Genomic DNA, 20,638 nt, shown 5'->3' on the forward strand with positions numbered 1-20,638 from the left:
TAAAACGTTTTTTGTAACCTTTAGGCCAAGTATAATCGCTATCTTAACGGCTCAAAAATACATCATATGCTAAGCTTAAAGTCATTTATTCTTTTGTCGGGTGCTGTTGCTTTGTTTCAGGGTGCGGTCGCGCAAGATCAAACCACGCAAAGCAGCGATAAATCGCCTGTAGATTATGTGAATCCTTATATGGGAAACATCAGCCACCTGCTGGTACCAACCTTTCCCACAGTGCATTTACCGAATAGTATGTTGCGCGTTTATCCGGAAAGAAACGATTTCACGACGGATCAATTACGCGGTTTGCCGCTGGTTGTGACGAGCCACCGCGGCCGTTCGGCTTTCAACTTAAGTCCAATTCATTCCGATGGTAAAACCACGTTAAAAAATGTGCAACTGTATGCTTACGATAACGAAGAAATCAAGCCATATCATTATGGTGTTTCCTTGTTGGATGAGCAAATTGATGTTTCCTATGCGCCATCGCATCAATCAGGGATTTACGCATTGGATTTTCAGCAAGATGGCGATCGCACGATCGTATTTAATTCGGGATCGGGAAATGTGGAAGTGAAAGCGAATCACATCATCGCTTCGCAGGAACTACAAAACAATACGACTATTTACGTTTACGGAGAATTTGATCAGAAGGCGAAAACGTTCGGTGCGTTGACGAACGGGAAGATTAATAGCAAGCAACAGAAGGTTTCCGGTAAACAAGCTGCGGTAGCACTTTCTTTTGCGGGTAAAAATAAATCCGTGCATTTCCGTTACGGTATTTCGTTTATCAGTGCCGATCAGGCAAAGAAAAATCTGCAGCGTGAAATCAAAGGGTTTGATGTGCAGCAAGTAGCTGATGCCGGACGTGAAATTTGGAACAAAACATTGTCAACCGTGCAGGTTAGCGGTGGACAAGCGGATGATCGTGCTGTATTCTATACATCATTGTATCGTTGCTTTGAACGGCCGGTAAACATTAGTGAAGATGGGCGTTATTTCAGTGCATTTGATGGTCAAGTGCACACCGACGAACGTCCGTTTTATACGGATGACTGGATTTGGGACACCTATCGCGCAACACATCCTTTGCGTTTATTGATCGATGAAAAGGTGGAGGCCGATGTTTTGCAGTCGTATGTGCGCATGGCGGAGCAAATGGATCATTTTTGGATGCCCACATTCCCAGAAATCACCGGGGATTCGCGTCGTATGAATTCTAACCACGGTGTGGTTACGGTTGCGGATGCGTATGCTAAAGGTTTGCGCGGATTTGATATTGAAAAGGCGTATGAAAGTGGAAAACGCGCGGTTCAAGAAAAAACATTAGCACCATGGTCAGCTGCGCCAGCGGGGTGGTTAGATCAGTTCTATAAAGATCATGGATTTATTCCTGCGCTTTATCCCGGCGAAGAAGAAACGGTTCCCGAAGTGCATCGTTTTGAGAAACGCCAACCAATCGCCGTAACGTTGGGAACATCATATGATGAATGGGCGCTTGGACAACTGGCTTCCAATTTAGGGCATCATCAAGATACGGCAGGTTTCTTCAAAAATGCATTAAACTATCGGAATCTGTATAAAGCAGATACTAAATTCTTTCATCCGAAGGATAAAAATGGAAAGTTCATTGAACCATTTGATTATCGTTATGATGGCGGGCAGGGTGCGCGTGAATATTATGGCGAAAACAACGGTTGGGTTTACCGCTGGGATGTGCCGCATAATGTACAAGATTTGATCGAAATGATGGGCGGACGCGATTCATTTAATTACGAATTGAACCGCACATTCCGCGAGCCACTTGGAAAAAGCAAGTACGATTTCTATAGCAAATTGCCGGATCATACGGGAAACGTTGGGCAGTTCTCAATGGCTAATGAGCCGAGTTTGCACATTCCTTATTTATATAACTATTCCGGTCAGCCCTGGATGTCGCAAAAGCGAATCGACGATTTGATTCATCAATGGTTTAGAAATGATTTGATGGGTATGCCGGGCGATGAAGATGGCGGCGGTATGTCGGCATTTTTAGTGTTTTCTATGGCAGGATTCTATCCCGTAACACCAGGTTTGCCTGTTTATACAATCGGAACACCATTCTTCGAAATAACCACCATGACCTTGTCCAATGGAAAGCAATTCACGGTAAATGCGAAAGGACGTTCAGAGAAAAACAAATACATTCAATCTGCTAAGTTAAATGGCGAAACTTGGTCGAAGCCTTGGTTCAGCCATGAAGATTTAGCGCAAGGCGGCGTATTGGAATTTGAGATGGGCGATCGCCCGAATCGAACTTGGGGCGCAGATACGCCACCTCCATCATTCAAAATGCCTTAGGTGAGAACCTAAGGCATTTTGCCTTTTAAAAAGGCCATTTTGTATCTCGAAGAATTAAAACTTTTCTTATTTAACGACCGCTGGATCGTGTTTGTGTTTGAACATAAAGGAGAACAAGAATGCAACGATTAAGGCGTAAGCAGCAAAGCACAGCCAAATTTCTGTCCACATCATTTGTCCGTCGCTATCCAATAAAAAGCTGTCGATCGCATATCCACTCAAGCGACTTCCCAAAATAGCACCAAATCCGTTCGTCATCATCATAAACATACCTTGCGCGGAAGAGCGAATATCCGGCGTTGTGGATGTTTCTACGAACAGCGAACCCGAAATATTGAAGAAATCGAAAGCCATTCCGTAGATGATACAAGACAAAACGATCATCCACAATCCATCCGCCGGATTTCCATAAGCCAACAAAGCAAAACGAAGCACCCACGCTAACATACTGATCAACATCACTTGTTTGATGCCGAACCGTTTTAAGAAGAATGGAATTGCAAGAATAAATACTGTTTCGGAAATCTGAGAAATCGACATAATAATTGTCGAGTTTTTCACCACCAGCGAATCCGCATATTCTGAATACGATTCGAAATGTGAAAGGAAAGTATCTCCGTACATATTCGTTAACTGCAATGCAGCGCCTAAGAACATAGAAAAGATGAAAAATAGCGCCATCTTGTAGTTCGCGAAAAGCTTAAAAGCTTTTAAACCCAACTGCCCAGAAAGCGTTGATTTTTCGGAAGGTAATTTGGACGGTGGGCACGCCGGCAAGGTGAACGAATAGATACCTAAGATGAATGCCGCAATGGCGGAAATGTAGAATTGGCCTTCAGAAGCTTTGTTTCCCGAAAGGTTTGTGAACCACATCGCGCCAATAAAGCCGATCGTTCCCCAAACGCGAATAGGAGGGAAGACCTTAATCACATCCAACTTTTTCTTTTCCAAAATGCTGTACGCAATCGAATTGGAAAGTGCTATGGTCGGCATGTAGCAAAACATCGCAGCAAGAATAATCCAAAAGAACTGATCTGGGTCGTTTACTTGTGGTAGGTAGAGAAAAATTAGGCCGAATGCGATGTGCAATACGCCGTACAACTTTTCTACGTTCAGCCAACGGTCTGCAATAATTCCTGTCAATGCAGGCATGATCAGCGAGGAGATTCCCAAAGTAGAAAATACAGCGCCAAAATCGTTGCCCGACCAGCCTTTATTTTGAAACCAATAAACGCCAATGGTAATTAACCAAGCTCCCCAGACAAAGAACTGAAGAAAGCTCATGATGGTCAACCGCAATTTTACAGACATATAAAAAAGGTAGGATAATAAAAAAGGTTATTTAGTTATACTTTATTATTTTCGTCGATCAATCTCGTCGCGAATCTGCGCTGCCGCTTCGTACTGCTCGTTCTCAATCGCTTTTTCTAGATTTTTCTCTAATTGTTCCATAGAAAAAGATGCGTATGGCGAATTCGCGCCGTCGAATTTCTTATCTTCCGGCTTTTCTTCTGATGATTTAGAAGCGATCGTTTCCTCTTCGCTTACGCTGTCTGAATTGCTGGTAGAAAAGTTTTCAATATTTTCCAAAAATGCGAAATCATTTCCTTCGATTACAATACCTGCCGAACTCATGATGAAATCATACGTGTATATCGGGCATTTGAATCGTACCGCCAACGCAACGGCATCCGATGTGCGCGCGTCGATCTCGGTGATACCATGTTCCTTGTCTTTGCAAAACAATTTCGCGTAAAAAATACCGTCTACTAAATTGTAGATAAGGACTTCTGTTACGCTCAAAGAAAATGTTTCGGCAAATGTTTTAAAAAGATCGTGGGTTAGCGGACGACTTGGAGTCATTTTCTCGATCTCCACAGCGATGGCCTGTGCTTCAAATCCACCAATAATTATCGGTAGTCTACGATTTCCTCCCACTTCTCCCAATACAAGTGCGTATGCTCCGGATTGTGTTTGGCTGTAGGAAAGTCCTACGATATCTAGTTGTATTTTCTTCATGCACAGTGTCCCATTGGCCGTTTTCGAAACTTAGCGGAATAGCTAAACTTGATTAGCTAGACGCGAACTTCAAATCGGCCCGTTTTCCGCTACAAAGATGGGAATATTAAAAGCAAAAAAAAAGCAACCACGGCATTTTTTAGATGCTGTGGTTGCCTTTGAATCAGCCTGTAAGCTGTTCGGTATTCTTATTAATTTGCCTTATGCGCTTTAATGGCTGCGGTTAATTTGGGGAGAATTTCCAAAGCATCACCAACCATCCCATAATCTGCTACCTTGAAAAATGGTGCTTCGGGATCTTTGTTGATGACAACAATGGTTTTCGACGAACTCACACCTGCTAGGTGTTGAATCGCTCCGGAAATACCCACTGCGATATATAAGTTCGGGCCCACCACGATGCCCGTTTGGCCAACGTGCTCCGAGTGCGGTCGCCATCCCGCATCAGAAACTGGTTTCGAACATGCAGTCGCCGCGCCCAATGCTTCGGCCAATTCTTCTACGACGCCCCAGTTTTCAGGACCTTTCAATCCACGTCCGGCAGATACCACAATTTCTGCTTCCGGCAAAGATACTTTGTCCGTTGCACGAACAACTTCCTTGACCAATACATTCAAATCGGAAGCATCAACAGAAGGATTCAACGCTTCAATTGTTGCGCTGCCTTCTTGTTTAGTTGGCTCTATTGAATTCGGGTTGACCGCAATTACTTTCTTCGCAGCGCTCACTACTTCCGTAGCGAAAGCTTTGTTAGAAAACGCGGTTTTCTTGACGTGCAGCTCGCTTCCTGACGTAGTTGGCAACTCAATGGCGCCGTCTACCAAACCTGCTTCTAATTTTGCGGCCAAGCGAGGCGCAAGTCCTTTCCCACTAAAGGAATTCGATAAAACGATAATATCGGATTGTTCTGCCTTTGCGGCTTCCGCGATAACCGAAGCGTACGCTTTGTTGACGAATTGCTTAAGTTGATCTTGATCGACCTTCAGGATTTTGCTCGCGCCATATTCGACTAATTTATTCAATTCGGAATCTTCCACCTTTCCGATTGAAAGTGCGGTTACCGTTGTATTTTGTTCGCTTGCGATTGCTTTTGCATACGAAACAACTTCGAAAGCAGACTTCTTAAAAGTGCCTTCAATATGCTCTACATAAACGAGTATTGCCATGATAATTATTTCTCTAAAATGTGTTTACAATACTTTTGCCTTGCTGTGCAAAAGGTTAACCAATTGATCGACATCATCCACCATAGAAACTTGTCCACGTGGCGCAGGCGATTCGTATTTCGCGATGTTGTTTAACACGGGAACGTCGATTGCCGGAAGTATTTCCAACGGTTTGGTACGTGCCGACATAATACCGCGCATATTTGGGATTTTCGGTTCAGCGACACCTTCTGCTGTGCCAACAACCACAGGCAACTGCGTACTAAGCACCTCTTTACCACCCTCGATTTCCCGATCGATCGTAATTTCTTGGCCGTCGATTGTCAATTTTTTAGCGATAGAAACGGACGGGATATTCAGAATTTCACCTACCAAAGCAGCAACCTGAGATCCATTGTAATCGATAGATTCTCTTCCTGTCAGAATTAAATCGAACGATTTATCTTTTGCATAATGCGCAATTTGTTTAGCAACAAACCATGCATCCCGTGGTGCAGCGTCGATGCGAACAGCATCCGTTGCGCCAACAGCAAGTGCTTTTCGAATAGTCGGTTCTGTGCTGGAATCGCCAACATTGATAACGGTGATGGTACCGTCAGAGCCTTCAGTCAGCTCGACAGCTTTCGCTAAAGCGATTTCATCATATGGATTGATAACGAATTGTATGCCTGCAGTATTGAACTCCGTGAAATCACTGTTAAATGTGATTTTCGATGTCGTATCAGGCACATGGCTAATGCAAACTAAGATTCTCATAATTTATATATAACGATGTGTGTGCGTTCTCTCAAACTTACACTATTATAAACTAATTTTTAGCGTGTATTGTTGTGTTTGTGTTTTAAATCTGGTGATTTACTGATTTCATTATTTTCCTTTTTAAGCTATTTTGTTGTGATATTCTTATTTAATAACTTGTTGTTTGATTTTATTTTTAATTTATGTGTCTTAATTTTGATTTTACCGTAAATATCACATCCTTGTAAAAATCTATGCTTGCATAGTAATTTTTGCTTTATTGTTGGCTTGATGGTGCGTGCATAAAATGAAATTTGCATCGCTATATTTCCTTTTGTTAACTTTGGTTTATGAGCGAACGATTAGTGCAATTAGAGGAACTTCTGAAGGAATCTCCGACGGATCCATTTCTACATTATGCGATTACGATGGAACATGTAAAACTTGGCGACGACTCCAAATCGAAACAAGGTTTCGAAAATCTGGTAAGCCAATTTCCCAATTATTTAGGAACCTATTATCACTTTGGGAAATTTTTAGAAAAAACAGGTAATACGTCCCGAGCGATTACAATTTACGAACAAGGGATGGAATTGGCGAAAAGTTTACGTAACATGCACGCTTTGGGAGAATTACGTGGTGCACATGCCTTAGCTTCCGGATTTGATGACGAGAATGATGAAGACTTCCTCTAAATAAAAGTGTAAATAAATGTTAATTTTAAAACAATTCTGTTAGCGTGGTATTTTTTTTGTTAGCATTCGGATAAGTATACAATTATACCGTTATGCGTGTCCTAATCTACATATCCATTTTTATTTCGCTTTGCTTAGTGATGAAATCCTGCATCAACAATAAGGCGAATGCTGATGTGGATGCATCGGGAGATCGTAGTAGACATGCATATAATTTGACAGGACGTTACGAAGGCGATTTACCTTGCGCGGACTGTTCCGCAATTTCCACTACATTGGTTTTAAATAAAGATCGTACGTACTCTCTTCACTATCGCTATGTAGGTAAAAGCGATGAGCTTTTCCAAAAAAGTGGAAATTGGAGTGTGAATTCCGATGTTTTATTACTGGAAAGCGAAGATTATAACTACAAAATTGAAGGAAATCGATTGAGCCAATTGGATCTTTCGGGAAAAGAAATGAAAGGAAACTTAGCTGGAAAATATATTTTGGACAAAGTTGACTAAAGCATAGCGGCATAATCACACAAACATAAAAAGACAAAAGCTAACAATATTGTTAGCTTTTGTCTTTTTACTACTATTCGAAATAATGGTTTCGAAGAATTTATTTGGCGTAAATTTTTTCCAATTCGCTGATAACATAATCTATCTCCGCGCGCGTGTTGTGTTTGCAGAAGGAGAAACGAACGGATGGTCGTGAAGGATCAACACCGATGCCACGTAAAACGTGTGAACCGATATCTGAGCCCGAACTGCAGGCGCTACCGCCAGAAGCAGAAATACCTTTAATGTCTAAATTAAATAACATCATATCCGCCATATCGCTAGGAGGAAGGGAAACATTTAACACCGTATATAGCGAATCTTTTTCTTCGGTGACGCCATTGAAAGAAACGCCCGCAATCTTTTGCGTAAGTTGCTCTTTCATATAGTCCTTAAGTGATTGGATATGTAGGCGGTGCTCTTCCATGTGCTCGTAAGCCAACTCCAAAGCTTTCGCTAAACCCATAATCCCGTAAACATTTTCTGTTCCACCACGCATGTTGCGTTCTTGGGCACCACCAAATAGCAAAGGTTTGATTTTATTTTTACCATTAATATACAAAAACCCGACGCCTTTTGGTCCATGAAATTTATGAGCAGCACCTGTAATGAAATCAATGTGCAATTCTTTTAAATCATGTTTGTAATGCCCCATGGTTTGTACGGTGTCGGAATGGAAGATGGCTCCGTATTGCTCACAAAGTGCGGAAACTCGTGCGATATCCGTTAGATTACCAAGTTCGTTGTTGGCGTGCATAATGGATACAAGCGTTTTAGGATTATTGGCTAGAAGTTCTTCTAAATGATCTAGATCAATCACTCCCTTTTCGTTTACGCGAAGCAAGTCCAGTTTAACTTTACCTTCTTTTTCCATTTCCTCCAGCGTATGTAGTACAGCATGGTGTTCTAGTGGAGAAGTTATGGCATGCGTAATTCCGAAGCCTTCGATGGATCGAACAATCGCCATATTATCAGCCTCCGTGCCGCCGGAAGTAAAGAAGATCTCGGACGGAGAGGCGTTGAGCAAATTAGCGACAGTTTTGCGTGCGCGCTCGACCATCGTTTTTACCTCACGACCATGTCCATGTATCGACGACGGATTTCCATAATTGTTTGTCATAGCTTCCACCATTACATCAATCACCTGCGGATCGATGGACGTGGTTGCTGCGTTATCGAGATAAACTTGCATAGCAACAAAGATAAGGATTAGCGATAAATAAATCTATTGGGAAGTCCTTCGGATAATCAATAATATCACAAATAACATTGTCAAAATCAGGAATACATAAGCCAACCAATCTCGATATTGTGTATATATAGTGAGATCTTCGTTGAGATTAATTTCCTGCGTAAGCGCGGTCGGTTCCCACCAAGAAGAATGCTGGACAATATCGCCACGCTGATTGATAAATCCGGATATGCCGGTATTTGCTGAGCGAACCACCCAACGACGATTTTCAATAGCACGAAGTTTTGCATATTCGAAATGTTGATCTTTGCCGGAAGTATTTCCCCACCAACCATCATTAGTTACTATGGCGATAAATTGTGCGCCTTGCGCAATGTATTGCGCAACGTAATTTCCCCAAATTGATTCGTAACAAATCACCGGTGCAGCACCTATTCCGCTTTGTGAATAGAAAACACTAGGTTCAGATTGGCTACCATAACCGCCAGTTGTACCACCGAAATGCGCAAAAAGTGGCTTCATAAAAGATAGTGCTTTTCCGAATGGTAATTGCTCCACACCAGGAACCAATTTTGATTTGTGGTAAAAATCCAATTTGCTGGATTGATCAATTAAAACTGCAGCATTGAAATGGTCAACGAACATGTTCGGAGCATATTCTCTCGCCGTAATTGTTCGCTGGGAGCTGTACGTTTGATAACTTTCTATGCCAGACAATACGTTTCCATTGCGGTAAGTATTTAGGAAATCGAAAATCTTTTCATAATATGGGTGCGCTCGAAAATCTTCTTCGTTAATTCCTTGAGATGAAGATATGGCCGTTTCTGGCCAAATGAAAAACTCCGTATTTGACTTTGCCACTTCGCCAGAAAGTCGAAGTAAGATTTCCAATTGTTCATTAGGAGATATGCGACCGAACTTGCCATAAGGATCGATATTCGGTTGCACGACAACCACTTCAGATGGATTGATATGCTCCTCGTAGCTGTTGTATTTCCAAAGCGAAAATGCAATGGGTAACACGATAATTCCTGCTAATGTCGCGCCTAGCATGCGATTTGAATAGATAGCAACTTTCGCTCTGTACTGCCAAAACAGCAAGAACCCAGCGATGTTGCTTAACCAAATCCAAACCGTTCCACCATAAACGCCTGTATATTCATACCACTGCACCAATTGATGCGTCGAAGCAAAACCGTTGCCTAACGTCATCCATGGAAACGCTAAATCCCAACTTTGATGCAAGTATTCGTAGCTGACCCAAAATGCAATTAATCCAAGGAAGCTTACTAGAATCTGATTCTTTTGTCGCAAAGCATAATAACCGCGGAAAGCGAGTGCTATCAAAAGCGGTCCCAAACAAAATGGAATTAATGCAATCAAAATGGAAACGCCCGCCGGTAGAAAGGCATTCATCGCATTGTAAACCCAATAAATGGACGCAGTATTCCAAAGTACGCCGGTAAGAAATGCTGTGCCAAATACTTTTCGGCCTTTCTTTTTGTAATCGCCTCGAGCAATTTGTTCGATTGCAATCAGCAATGGAATGAAAGCGACCAGCAATAAACCACTCGTGTACGGAATAGGCGGCCAAGCAAACCACAATAAAAAGGCACTTAACAGTGCCAAAAGATAATTATTTCGCATTATTTTTTAGAAATCTTTCAGTATTTCTGCTTTCTTCGATTCATATTCCGCTTGGGAGATCAGTTGGCGATCGAATAAGCTTTTTAGGCGTGTTAATTTTTTTGTCGTTTCATCGTCTTCCTCTTCGCTGCTCACTTCTTTCGGCGTTGGCGTTGATGGCGGTTGCACATAAGCAGGAGCCGGACGTTCGGAAGGTGCCGAGAAATTACCAGGAAGTTTATCCATTTCATTTTCTACCGGAATCGTTTTCGGTGCAGGCGTTTCAGGATGCGGGATGTGTAATGGCGTCGATTCCACGTCTGGTTTGCGCTCTACGGCGTTGGATTTTCCACTTTGAATATTATCTAAAGCTTCTTTAATGAGCTGATACAATTTACGCGCCTGTACTTTGGGAATATAATCTACCGTCAGATTCTCGCCGGTAAACGGGATTACAGTTACTTTCGAGCCGAATATTTCTTCTTTGAACGATATATCTTTGATGTCGTGCCAAGAGAAAATCTCGAAATTGGTAGCTAAACCTAATTTTGCAAATTCACACAAGAAAATACGCTTGTTGCTTACCGTGATGCTGTCCGGAAATAGCGTTACCGCAGGTTTTTTCTGTACAGCGATGTAGTCGATGGATTCGCCAGAAGTTAGCATATCCATAATTTTGCCGTGAATTTTTTCAATGATTTTGGCATCTTGGCCGTCCCATGTATATTTTTCTATACTCATTGCTGCTATAATAAAGTGGTTAAACCCAAGGAATGTGTCCTTGATCAAATATAAACAAAATGCCTTACTTCCCTTCCCGACCCGCTACGCAGAAAACAAATTCTCCTTTTACCGGATTGGCTTCGAAGTGTGCTTTTAATTCCGTCAGCGTTCCACGAACTGTTTCTTCGTAAAGTTTAGATAGTTCACGGGATAAGGATGCCTGCCTTTCCTCTCCGAAGTAATGAATGAATTCTTCGATGGTTTTTAATAAACGATGTGGCGATTCGTAAAATATCATCGTGCGCGTTTCATTGGCTAAAGCCGTTAGGCGCGTTTGTCGACCTTTTTTGACTGGCAAAAAACCTTCGAAACAAAACCGATCATTGGGCAATCCGGAGTTGACTAATGCAGGTACGAAAGCTGTCGCTCCGGGCAAACACTGGATTTCAATGCCTTCTCGAATCGCTTCGCGTACCAAAAGAAATCCGGGATCGGATATAGCGGGCGTTCCAGCATCCGATATCAAAGCAATCTGCTGTCCTTGCTTCAGAAACTTAATGATTTCTTGAACGGCCTTATGTTCGTTGTGCTGATGATGCGCAAATACCTTCTTTTCGATACCGAAATGTTTTAGCAAAGGCGCGCTGGTGCGCGTATCCTCCGCCAAGATCAAATCAGATTCTTTTAAAATGCGAATAGCTCGGAAAGTCATGTCTTCCAAATTGCCAATCGGTGTAGGAACTAAAAATAGCATAAGCAAATATACGCTTTAAACGTTATTCGTTTATGGCAATGTAGTCGTCGGATTTCGGAATATGCTGTATATAACCTTGCCAATCTGCCGGAATGTTTGTCAGCTTTCGTGCTTTTAGATCCATCCATGCGCCGTCTACATTTACTTCAGCCGCTTTTACGCCGTTCTCTTTGTAGATCGTATGCCGAAAAGAGAATCGTGAATTTTTAAGATTGTATTTGTTCATTTCGACTTCTACGCGAATGAACTCATCCAGATGCACCTCACGGTGATAGATCAATTCTTCACGAAATAGGATGGGGCCGATTTGATGTTTGGCAAAATCAGTAAGTGAAAGCCCAATTTTCTTCAACATATTCGATCGAGCTTGCGCACAGAAATCGGCGTAAGAAGAATGTCTTAAATGTCGATTGGCATCAATTTGTGCCCATAAAACTTGTCCTTCGTAAAATGTCTTTTCTGGTGTTGCCATGATGGATTTATTTGTTTTCCTAAGTTATCAAATCATTTTTGAATAAACCTGAAAGCACGGCAGTTGGTTTCGACTAATCGTCAAGTTCCTGCGTGGCAGCATAGAATTCTTTCAATCTTTGCCACGCTGCACATCGGTTAATATCGCCTTTGTGGCGCTTTATCATGTCGAATTGTATATGGAGGAACGGTGCCGCCTCAATAACTATAGCGGCCTGATTGATGCGGATATTGTCGGGGTAGGTTTTTCCTAAAAGTTCGGCTTCGAGTTGTTCGGGCGTTAAATCCATAGTACGAAGATAGCTATTTTTGTATTTTTGAAAAATATATGGATGGAAAGACTAGAGCGGATATTAGACGAGGAGCACTCGTTAATATCATTTTGAAGAAAGATCAGCGTAGCGGAGCGTTAACTGAAGGTATCGTCAAGGATATATTAACATCAGCGGCTTATCACAGTCGCGGAATAAAAGTTCGATTGGAAGATGGAAGTATCGGACGTGTTGCTGAAATTCTTCCTGACGAAGATTTTTAAACTATTAACCTGCTTTCGTACTGTGCGATAAAAGTTCGACGGGAATTTCCGCATTTGGGAATGTCAAATGAACGGTTGTGCCCTTGCCGATTTCACTTTCAACTTCGATGGATGCGTTTAGTCTTTCGATTATGCGCTTCACAATCGCCATACCGACGCCAGAGCCTTCAAAAGAGCCCGAATTGGACATACGTTTGAAAACATCGTAAATGTGTGCCAATTCGGCTACATCAATCCCAATACCATTATCGCGGATCGTATATTGAATATTGTCGTTGCGAATTTGGCTTTCTATGCAGATCTTTGGGTCTTGTGTTTTGCTACTATATTTTATTGCATTGCCTACGATGTTTGCGAAAACTTGATGAAACAGCGTTTTTTCTCCATAAACTGGTAATAGATTTTTGATCTCAATGTTAATAGGATCCATTTGGAAGCGGTCAGAATATTCCGTTACAATCTTTCGGATTGAAGTAGAAACATCCACCCATTCTGGTGTGTATTGATATACTTTCGCTCTAGAAAATTCTAAGATTTTTTCCATTAAATTTTCCATAACATCCACTGCATCCAAAATGTTGGCAGCACTTCGCGCGGCAAGATCATTTTCTTTTCCGAGCTTCAGTTGCAAAAATTGACCAGTCAATTTTATAGAAGCCAATGGATTGCGCAGATCATGCGTGACCGTATAAGAATACGTATCCAAAGCGTTGTTTAGTTGAATCAACTCCTGATTTAGGCTGTTTATTTCTTCAGATTTACGAAGCATGCTTTCACGTACGATCTGTCGAATACGTTTTAGTGCAAACAGCTCGTCGTTGCTCCAAGCAGGAGCAGTTCCGTGAATTTGTTTTTTCCACGCATCGAAAGATTGACGCGGAGATGGCCTGAACAGATTTTCTCCAGCATCATATTGCATGATTTTCTCTGGATTTCCAGCCCATTCTTCTTCAACAACCACTTCATTGCGGAATGCGTAAATACTGAACGTACGACTTAAATCGATATCTACACGTACTAATCCGGCAAAAGGGATAGGGAAGGCAATTTCGTCTTCGTATTTTATGGTAAAACGGTGGTCTTCAAAAAGTAGTTTTCCTGTCTTATTGGATACAAAATGATGTAACTCAATCATCTCGTCGTCCATAATCAAAGTTCGGTACAGTAAGATACGGTCTTTGTCTACTATAGCGAGCCCATCTGCATTTAGCAATTGAGCGAGCTGCGGCAGATGTGCCCTCAGCGCGGTAAAGACATCATTTTTTATTAATAACTGCTCTTTTAGCTTTAACTCTAGCGATGCAATTTGGCGATCGAATTCCAGATCGCGCTCGCGTGCCATCGTTAGGTGTTTGTTAACTGCAAATTCGGTTAAAAATAAAGCTAAGCTGCGTTTGTGATAGTCGACGTGCAATGCTTCGCCATGCTGGCAAGCCACTAAGCCCCATAATTTGCCTTGCACAATAATGGAGAAGCTCATACTAGCTTGCGCGCCTCCATTCTTCAAGTATTGTAAGTGAATAGGTGAAAGTGCTCGAAGATCGCAATCTGTTAAGTCGAAAGCATCCGATGTTTTAGAAAGAATAGCATACGTTTCCGCATCAATATTTGATGTTTGTCGAGCGTGATTCTTCAGATACAACGCACGCGCCTGTTTTGGAATGTCAAACTCAGGAAAGCGAAAGCCGAAATAGGATGTGATATCTTCGCGTTTGCTTTCGGCAATAACCTGACCGCTGGCGTCTTCTAAAAACTGATATACCATCACGCGATCGTAGCCGATAATATCACGAATGCTTGCTGACAAAGCTTCCCAAACCCGATCTTCAGCTTGATTGAGCGCTTTAGAATACGAAGGGAGTTGGAGCGCGTCCTGATGTTCGTTATCGCTATTTTCAAACTCAATATACAACAGAGAATTTACGCGATAAGCACGAATTACATAACTATCGCCGAAGATTGTGGTTTGAGCAATTTCCTTTTCGGTACTCAAATGAGGTAGCTTTTTCAATAAATCATCAAGAACAGCGTTATTTTCCTGATCAAATTGATTAAATAGTTCGCTAATGGATTGCCCTAGATACGATGCAGGATCTGTAGTATTGAGCCAAGATTCGGTATTCTCGCTGATGCCAATGATCTGATGATTGTCGTCCAATACAATAAATTTTCCAAAACCTTGAATCTTTCCTACAAGATGGATTGGTTCGTTTTCGCACAGGACTTGATTTACGGTCATTACAATCTGGGATAGTCTGTAAAGGTAGTGTTTAATATCAATAAAACAATAGGGCGAATAATCCATCGCGTCGGCGCAAAGATTGGATTAAAGAAAACTAGTCGACTGTTTTATATGTATATATAGTATGAATACACATACGATTACTCCAGAACAACTTGAGAAGCTTGTAGAAGCTATTGATAAGGAATTTAACGATTACCTATCCAGTAATAAAGCCAGTATCCAATCCTTTCGAGAATGCTTTTACATCCCAGACATGTATGAAGAGCAAGGTTTATATGCTTTAAAAGATGAAGCATTGGATGATTTTCCAGATGAGGTTCGACAAAAAGCACATAATATGATTGCTGAATTTTCGAGCGTGGATTAACATTGCGTTATCCTGATTTATATCCCTACTTTTGCATGCGGTCGCGCCAACCACTGATGGCGTAATGCTAATTTGTCATATTTGACGGTTTAGTGGATCGTATCGTATTTGCAAGAGGCAATACGGGAAATAATCAACGTTCAAAAGAAAATACATGACATTCGAAGAATTAGGATTAATTGATCCTATACAAAAAGCTTTGAAGGCGATCAAATTCGATCAGCCGACGGCTATACAATCACAAGCTATTCCGGTAATTCTTTCCGGTCGCGATCTCATTGGATGCGCCCAAACCGGAACTGGAAAAACGGCGGCATTTGCTATTCCTATTATTCAACACCTTTGCGAATCTACCAATACAGATAAGGCTATCAAGGCATTGGTGCTAGCACCTACGCGCGAATTGAGTATCCAAATTGGGGAGAGCTTTAGCCTATTCGGAAAGTTTACGAAACTAAAACATAGTGTAATTTTCGGAGGAGTTTCGCAGAGCAAACAAGTGGATGCGATAAAAGCCGGTTTAGACATTGTTATTGCTACTCCGGGAAGGTTGTTGGACTTAATGAACCAAGGTTTGATCAAGCTGAACAAAGTCGAATATTTGGTGCTGGATGAAGCCGATAATATGTTGGATATGGGATTTATCCATGATATTAAACGTATTTTAAAACAAGTGCCTGAAAAAAGACAAACCTTGTTTCTTTCCGCGACGATGCCTGCACCTATTCGCAAATTCGCATCTACGATCTTACAAAATCCAGAAGAAGTTTCCGTATCTCCAGTTTCATCTACCGCTGAAACGGTAAAGCAATCCATATACTTCGTAGAAAAAGTAGAAAAATCAGACTTGCTGTTGAAGTTGGTAAAGCGAATGAACATGCAGCAATCCTTGGTTTTCTCACGTACCAAACATGGCGCGGATCGTTTAGCTAAAAAGTTAACGAAAAAGGGAATAACCGTTGCTAGTATTCATGGCAATAAATCTCAGAACGCTCGACAAAAAGCATTGGGAGATTTTAAGGCGGGAACAATCAGTATGCTCATTGCAACCGATATTGCTGCGCGAGGGATTGATATCCAAGAACTTCCTTATGTAATCAACTACGATTTGCCTGCTGATGCAGAGACTTATGTGCACCGCATTGGTCGGACCGGCAGAGCAGGGCGTGGAGGCGTCGCAATGTCATTTTGTAGCCCCGAGGAACAAAGCGTATTAAAAAGTATTCAGAAGCTGATCGGTTTTCAAATCGAGAAAGGAGCTTAATATAACGCTTATAAAAAGAAAAATCCCTTTTCATCAATATGATGAAAAGGGATTTTTTATGTTTTATATCAATAACCGACATCGTGTTACAATCGGCTATCCGCTTAGCGGTTAACTTTGTAGCTCTACTTCGGTGATTTGATTGCCTTGTTTGCTGCGCGCATATTTAAACTTAACCTTGTCGCCAATATTCAAATCGATCCCTGCAAGGCGATCGTTGAAGTACACGGTTTCACTGGTTTCGTTATCACGGATGAAGCCATATTTACCCGTTTCGTTGAAATACGATACTTTTCCGTAATGATAAAGTTCTGTCGGATCTACCGGACGTTCCAAATCTTCTTCCTTAAATTTGTAGGTCGTCTGAGGCGGCGTGTTGGAAATATTTCCAAACTCGTCAACATACGCGAACATTTCTTCTAGGTCTTTACCTTTATTATTGTTCGATTTGTTAAACTCGCGTCTTTCCAGTTTTTCCTTTTTCTTTAGTTGTTGCTTTTTAGCGCGTTCTTTTTTCTTGAATGTGAGCTGATTTCTTGACATATATGGATTTAAGTGAAACAATAATGAAATAGTCAACATTTAGATGTGTATCGGCTATTTCGATATATTGGTCGGTCTGACCAATCTCTTGTGAAGTGTTGATACAAAGGTAAGCATTTTTAAGATAATATCATAATCTCGGATACATCGCCGAACGCGGAACCATAGGGAGACTGTCATAAATAATTCAGCTCATTCCGTACGGAATGAGCTGAATGAAAAACGATACGACGTATAGGATTTTTGTTTTTTTAGAACGCTCGCTCGTATTGTTTTGGTTCGATGTTTTCTTCTCCGAACGCAATGGCTGCCGATAATGGGAGATAGGGATTTCTTAATAATTCTCTAGCCATAAATACCAAGTCGGCATCGCCATTTAACAGAATAGTTTCCGCTTGCTCCGCATTAGTAATTAATCCTACGGTAGCTATCGAAATACGGTCGGATAGTTCCTTTTTCAACTTACTTGCCAGCGGCAGTTGGTAGGCAGGACCTATTGGTATTTTTACCCCTCCAACCACGCCACCGCTCGAAACGTCAATCACGTCAACTCCTTTATCTGCGAGTTGTTGTGTGAGCCAGATTGAATCGTCTAATGTCCAGCCTTCTTCCACCCAGTCCGTTGCAGAGATTCGCACGGAAATAATCAATTCTGCTGGCCAAACTTCTTGCACAGCATCAACAATGGAAAGAAGAAGGCGCGCTCTATTCTCCCGACTTCCACCATAATCATCCGTGCGTTTGTTGGATAGTGGTGATAGGAATTCGTTCAATAGATAGCCATGTGCACTGTGGATTTCAATCCATTGAAATCCAGCTTCCGATGCGCGACGCGCAGCATCTTTAAAATCTTGAATAAGTTGCTGAATATCGTTTTCGTCCATCTCGCGTGGCAAGGGTGTTTCAGGAGAGAAAGGAATCGCCGATGGCGCGATTAGTGGCCAGCCGCCCTCTTCGGTACTATGTAGTATTTTCACCTCGCTTCCCGCTGTCCACGTGCTTCCCTTGCGGCCAGCGTGTGCCAACTGGATAGCAGGTACGCTGCCGCTCTCGCGAATAAAACGCGCTATACGCGATAAACCTTCGACATGCTCATCTTTATAAATGCCCAAATCACCAATCGAAATACGACCTACCGGATTCACGGCGGAAGCTTCTACCATTACTGTGCCGGCACCGCCTATCGCTCTGGTTCCGTAATGCACCAAATGCCAGTCTGTAGCAAAGCCGTCTTGCGAAGAGTACATGCACATGGGAGATACGACAATTCGGTTTTTTAATGTGATTGATTTTAGCGTCAACGCACTAAACAGTTTTGACATATATGTGTTGTTTTTAGTTTTTAAATATTTGAAGGATAAAGCGTTACAGCGTAGTCATGTCTATAACAAAACGATATTTTACATCGTTCTTCTCCATACGGCTGTATGCTTCGTCAATATAATTCATATTGATTACTTCTACATCGGAGGTAATATTATGTTCTCCACAGAAATCAAGCATTTCTTGCGTTTCAGCAATACCACCAATCATCGATCCTGCTACGCTATTGCGAGACATAATCAAGGAGAACGGTGGAATCTGAGCCGGTTTAGGCGGAACGCCTACGCAGATATGGGTGCCATTTGTTTTTAACAAAGACATATAGGACGCGATATCGTGTTCAGCACTTACTGTATCCAAGATAAAATCAAATGATTTAGCAGCAGCTTTAAATTCATCTTTATTAGTTGTGATGACGAAATGGTGTGCTCCTAAGCGTTTTGCATCTTCTCGCTTACTTTCCGAAGTGCTCAATACCGTAACTTCTGCGCCAAAAGCAACGCCAAACTTTACCGCCATATGTCCTAATCCTCCTAAACCTAAAACGGCGAGTTTCGATCCTTTCCCTACTTTCCAATGGCGCAATGGCGAATAAGTAGTAATGCCGGCACACAACAATGGAGCGGTGCCAGCGATGTCCAAATTTTCAGGAACGTGAAGTACGAATTCTTCCTTAACAACGATGGTTTTCGAATAGCCGCCATAAGTTGGCATACCATCCGTATATTTATTAACGTTGTTATATGTTTGAATATTTCCTTCTGCGCAGTATTGCTCTTCACCATCGTGACAACTTTCGCATTTCCCGCAGGAATCCACCATACAACCGGTGCCTACCAAATCGCCAACTTTAAACTTGGAAACCTCGTCGCCAATTTTCGCGACGCGACCGACAATCTCGTGTCCCGGAACCATAGGAAAAATTCCTTCGAACCAATCATTTCTAATTTGATGTAGGTCGGAGTGGCAAACTCCGCAGAAAAGTATGTCGAATTGGACATCCTTTGGTCCCAAATCTCTGCGTTCGAATGTCCATTCTACCAAATCTTCACCCGCATTCATAGCGGCATATCCCTTTGTTGAAATCATAGTTCTTGTGTTTGTGATAAACTAATATATGCTTATTTAACCATTAAATGGAAAAGATGGTTTTACTGGCTAGAAGGAAAATACAAGGTGCAAATCGGTCAGAATATGCCTTTTATTTACACGGTTAAAGAATTTTTTTATGCATTTACCGCGCATATACATAGATTCTGAAAATAATTGCATTTAAGAAAATCCAAAGAGCTATCTATCGTCGTAGATGTCATAAAACTATCATTTTAAACACTAAAATAACTCGTCATGAAAGAATTAAACACGATTACAGACCAAATGGCATCGGAAGAGTCCGGTCTGTCGAGCCAAAACCTTCAACGCAGGAACTTTTTGAAAATGGCAGGCGGCGGTTTGGCCGGAATTGCATTGCTAAATTTTGCGAGCTGTACAAAAGACGACGGTCCGAGCGACATGGGAGGTCGAGATTTTTATTTCGGAAGTGGCGATATCGCTATTCTGAATTATGCTTATGCTTTAGAGCAGTTGGAAGCAGCATTTTATATTGAGGTGGCTAATAAACCGTTTTCGGGAATGACGGAGATGGAAAAAGCCTTATTGACTGATATGCGTGATCACGAGGTTGCTCACCGCGAATTTTTCAAAGCTGCGCTAAAAGATGGCGCGATTAAACAATTGGAATTTGATTTTTCTTCTGTTAATTTTTCTAGCAGAGATAGCGTTTTGGGAACGGCTAAAGTTTTCGAAGATTTGGGCGTTTCCGCATATAATGGCGCGGGTTGGTTAATCAAAGATGAAAACTACCTGCTTTTGGCCGGAAAGATCGTTTCGGTAGAAGCTCGCCATGCTGCGGTTGTGCGCGATTTAATAGATAACGGAAGTTTTGCGAATAGTGAGGTAATCGATGGCAACGGTTTGGATGTATCAAACAGCCCGACAAAAGTTATTCAAGCTGCGGCACCGTTTATCAAATCGAAAATCGACGTACGCGATTTACCAACCTATTAATCTTTAGTATTCTCATTTAAAATAGAAA

At 41.8% G+C, this 20,638-nt stretch carries 21 protein-coding genes; 7 read left to right on the forward strand and 14 right to left on the reverse strand.

Annotated elements, in window-relative coordinates; genetic code table 11:
• Positions 1–66 precede the first annotated feature (66 nt).
• Complete coding sequence (locus tag ACFSQ3_RS14285) at positions 67–2,337, forward strand: GH92 family glycosyl hydrolase (RefSeq protein ID WP_380870249.1); 2,271 nt, start codon at positions 67–69, stop codon at positions 2,335–2,337.
• Between the two features lie 66 nt (positions 2,338–2,403).
• Here ACFSQ3_RS14285 and ACFSQ3_RS14290 read toward each other — a convergent pair whose 3' ends face one another.
• From ACFSQ3_RS14290 to ACFSQ3_RS14305, 4 genes are all read right to left on the reverse strand, one after another.
• Entirely contained in the window at positions 2,404–3,648 is a 1,245-nt protein-coding gene (locus ACFSQ3_RS14290) for a nucleoside permease (RefSeq protein WP_380870250.1), read from the reverse strand.
• A gap of 45 nt (positions 3,649–3,693) precedes the next feature.
• Positions 3,694–4,356: a bifunctional nuclease domain-containing protein gene (locus ACFSQ3_RS14295; protein ID WP_380870251.1), complete on the reverse strand. Its 663-nt coding sequence runs from the start codon at positions 4,354–4,356 to the stop codon at positions 3,694–3,696.
• 191 nt (positions 4,357–4,547) lie between these two features.
• Positions 4,548–5,522, reverse strand: a complete 975-nt coding sequence (locus tag ACFSQ3_RS14300; RefSeq protein ID WP_380870252.1) for an electron transfer flavoprotein subunit alpha/FixB family protein — start codon at positions 5,520–5,522, stop codon at positions 4,548–4,550.
• 24 nt (positions 5,523–5,546) lie between these two features.
• Complete coding sequence (locus ACFSQ3_RS14305) at positions 5,547–6,278, reverse strand: electron transfer flavoprotein subunit beta/FixA family protein (RefSeq protein ID WP_380870253.1); 732 nt, start codon at positions 6,276–6,278, stop codon at positions 5,547–5,549.
• Between the two features lie 332 nt (positions 6,279–6,610).
• On the opposite strand from ACFSQ3_RS14305, the gene ACFSQ3_RS14310 reads away from it, so the two are divergent.
• Positions 6,611–6,955, forward strand: coding sequence for a tetratricopeptide repeat protein (locus ACFSQ3_RS14310; protein WP_380870254.1), 345 nt, complete (start codon positions 6,611–6,613; stop codon positions 6,953–6,955).
• Positions 6,956–7,047: 92 nt separating this feature from the next.
• On the forward strand, positions 7,048–7,461 hold the full coding sequence (locus tag ACFSQ3_RS14315) for a copper resistance protein NlpE (protein ID WP_380870255.1): 414 nt from the start codon (positions 7,048–7,050) through the stop codon (positions 7,459–7,461).
• Between the two features lie 100 nt (positions 7,462–7,561).
• Here the strand turns inward: ACFSQ3_RS14315 and ACFSQ3_RS14320 are convergent, their stop codons facing one another.
• The 6 genes from ACFSQ3_RS14320 to ACFSQ3_RS14345 all read right to left on the reverse strand — a co-directional run bounded on the left by ACFSQ3_RS14320 (position 7,562) and on the right by ACFSQ3_RS14345 (position 12,556).
• The gene (locus ACFSQ3_RS14320; RefSeq protein ID WP_380870256.1) at positions 7,562–8,692 is read right to left on the reverse strand and encodes a cysteine desulfurase family protein; all 1,131 of its coding nucleotides are present in this window, start codon (positions 8,690–8,692) and stop codon (positions 7,562–7,564) included.
• A 33-nt stretch (positions 8,693–8,725) separates the two neighbouring features.
• Positions 8,726–10,339 carry an apolipoprotein N-acyltransferase gene (gene lnt / locus ACFSQ3_RS14325; RefSeq protein WP_380870257.1) on the reverse strand — a complete coding sequence of 538 codons (1,614 nt, stop codon included), beginning with the start codon at positions 10,337–10,339 and terminating at the stop codon, positions 8,726–8,728.
• Positions 10,340–10,345: 6 nt separating this feature from the next.
• Positions 10,346–11,059: a PH domain-containing protein gene (locus ACFSQ3_RS14330; RefSeq protein WP_380870258.1), complete on the reverse strand. Its 714-nt coding sequence runs from the start codon at positions 11,057–11,059 to the stop codon at positions 10,346–10,348.
• A 64-nt stretch (positions 11,060–11,123) separates the two neighbouring features.
• On the reverse strand, positions 11,124–11,795 hold the full coding sequence (gene rsmI / locus ACFSQ3_RS14335; RefSeq protein WP_380870259.1) for a 16S rRNA (cytidine(1402)-2'-O)-methyltransferase: 672 nt from the start codon (positions 11,793–11,795) through the stop codon (positions 11,124–11,126).
• Positions 11,796–11,817: 22 nt separating this feature from the next.
• On the reverse strand, positions 11,818–12,267 hold the full coding sequence (locus tag ACFSQ3_RS14340; protein ID WP_380870260.1) for an acyl-CoA thioesterase: 450 nt from the start codon (positions 12,265–12,267) through the stop codon (positions 11,818–11,820).
• Between the two features lie 73 nt (positions 12,268–12,340).
• Positions 12,341–12,556 carry a DUF6965 family protein gene (locus tag ACFSQ3_RS14345; RefSeq protein WP_380870261.1) on the reverse strand — a complete coding sequence of 72 codons (216 nt, stop codon included), beginning with the start codon at positions 12,554–12,556 and terminating at the stop codon, positions 12,341–12,343.
• Between the two features lie 38 nt (positions 12,557–12,594).
• On the opposite strand from ACFSQ3_RS14345, the gene ACFSQ3_RS14350 reads away from it, so the two are divergent.
• The gene (locus ACFSQ3_RS14350; protein WP_380870262.1) at positions 12,595–12,801 is read left to right on the forward strand and encodes a YwbE family protein; all 207 of its coding nucleotides are present in this window, start codon (positions 12,595–12,597) and stop codon (positions 12,799–12,801) included.
• A 4-nt stretch (positions 12,802–12,805) separates the two neighbouring features.
• Here ACFSQ3_RS14350 and ACFSQ3_RS14355 read toward each other — a convergent pair whose 3' ends face one another.
• A complete protein-coding gene (locus tag ACFSQ3_RS14355; RefSeq protein WP_380870263.1) occupies positions 12,806–15,040 on the reverse strand; it encodes an ATP-binding protein in 2,235 nt (744 codons plus the stop codon).
• A gap of 127 nt (positions 15,041–15,167) precedes the next feature.
• Between ACFSQ3_RS14355 and ACFSQ3_RS14360 the strand changes: the two genes are divergently transcribed.
• Together ACFSQ3_RS14360 and ACFSQ3_RS14365 are read left to right on the forward strand one after the other, a co-directional pair.
• Positions 15,168–15,413 carry a hypothetical protein gene (locus tag ACFSQ3_RS14360; RefSeq protein ID WP_380870264.1) on the forward strand — a complete coding sequence of 82 codons (246 nt, stop codon included), beginning with the start codon at positions 15,168–15,170 and terminating at the stop codon, positions 15,411–15,413.
• 154 nt (positions 15,414–15,567) lie between these two features.
• Positions 15,568–16,677 carry a DEAD/DEAH box helicase gene (locus tag ACFSQ3_RS14365; protein WP_380870265.1) on the forward strand — a complete coding sequence of 370 codons (1,110 nt, stop codon included), beginning with the start codon at positions 15,568–15,570 and terminating at the stop codon, positions 16,675–16,677.
• A 111-nt stretch (positions 16,678–16,788) separates the two neighbouring features.
• On the opposite strand, the gene ACFSQ3_RS14370 is transcribed toward ACFSQ3_RS14365, so the two are convergent.
• From ACFSQ3_RS14370 to ACFSQ3_RS14380, 3 genes are all read right to left on the reverse strand, one after another.
• Positions 16,789–17,220 carry a cold-shock protein gene (locus tag ACFSQ3_RS14370; RefSeq protein ID WP_380870266.1) on the reverse strand — a complete coding sequence of 144 codons (432 nt, stop codon included), beginning with the start codon at positions 17,218–17,220 and terminating at the stop codon, positions 16,789–16,791.
• Between the two features lie 251 nt (positions 17,221–17,471).
• Entirely contained in the window at positions 17,472–18,542 is a 1,071-nt protein-coding gene (locus ACFSQ3_RS14375) for an NADH:flavin oxidoreductase/NADH oxidase (RefSeq protein ID WP_380870267.1), read from the reverse strand.
• 43 nt (positions 18,543–18,585) lie between these two features.
• Positions 18,586–19,632 (reverse strand): NAD(P)-dependent alcohol dehydrogenase, encoded by a 1,047-nt coding sequence (locus ACFSQ3_RS14380; protein ID WP_380870268.1) that lies wholly within the window; start codon positions 19,630–19,632, stop codon positions 18,586–18,588.
• Between the two features lie 258 nt (positions 19,633–19,890).
• On the opposite strand from ACFSQ3_RS14380, the gene ACFSQ3_RS14385 reads away from it, so the two are divergent.
• Positions 19,891–20,610: a ferritin-like domain-containing protein gene (locus ACFSQ3_RS14385; protein ID WP_380870269.1), complete on the forward strand. Its 720-nt coding sequence runs from the start codon at positions 19,891–19,893 to the stop codon at positions 20,608–20,610.
• Positions 20,611–20,638 lie beyond the last annotated feature (28 nt).

The organism is Sphingobacterium corticis (assembly GCF_042684745.1).
Lineage (GTDB): Bacteria > Bacteroidota > Bacteroidia > Sphingobacteriales > Sphingobacteriaceae > Sphingobacterium > Sphingobacterium corticis.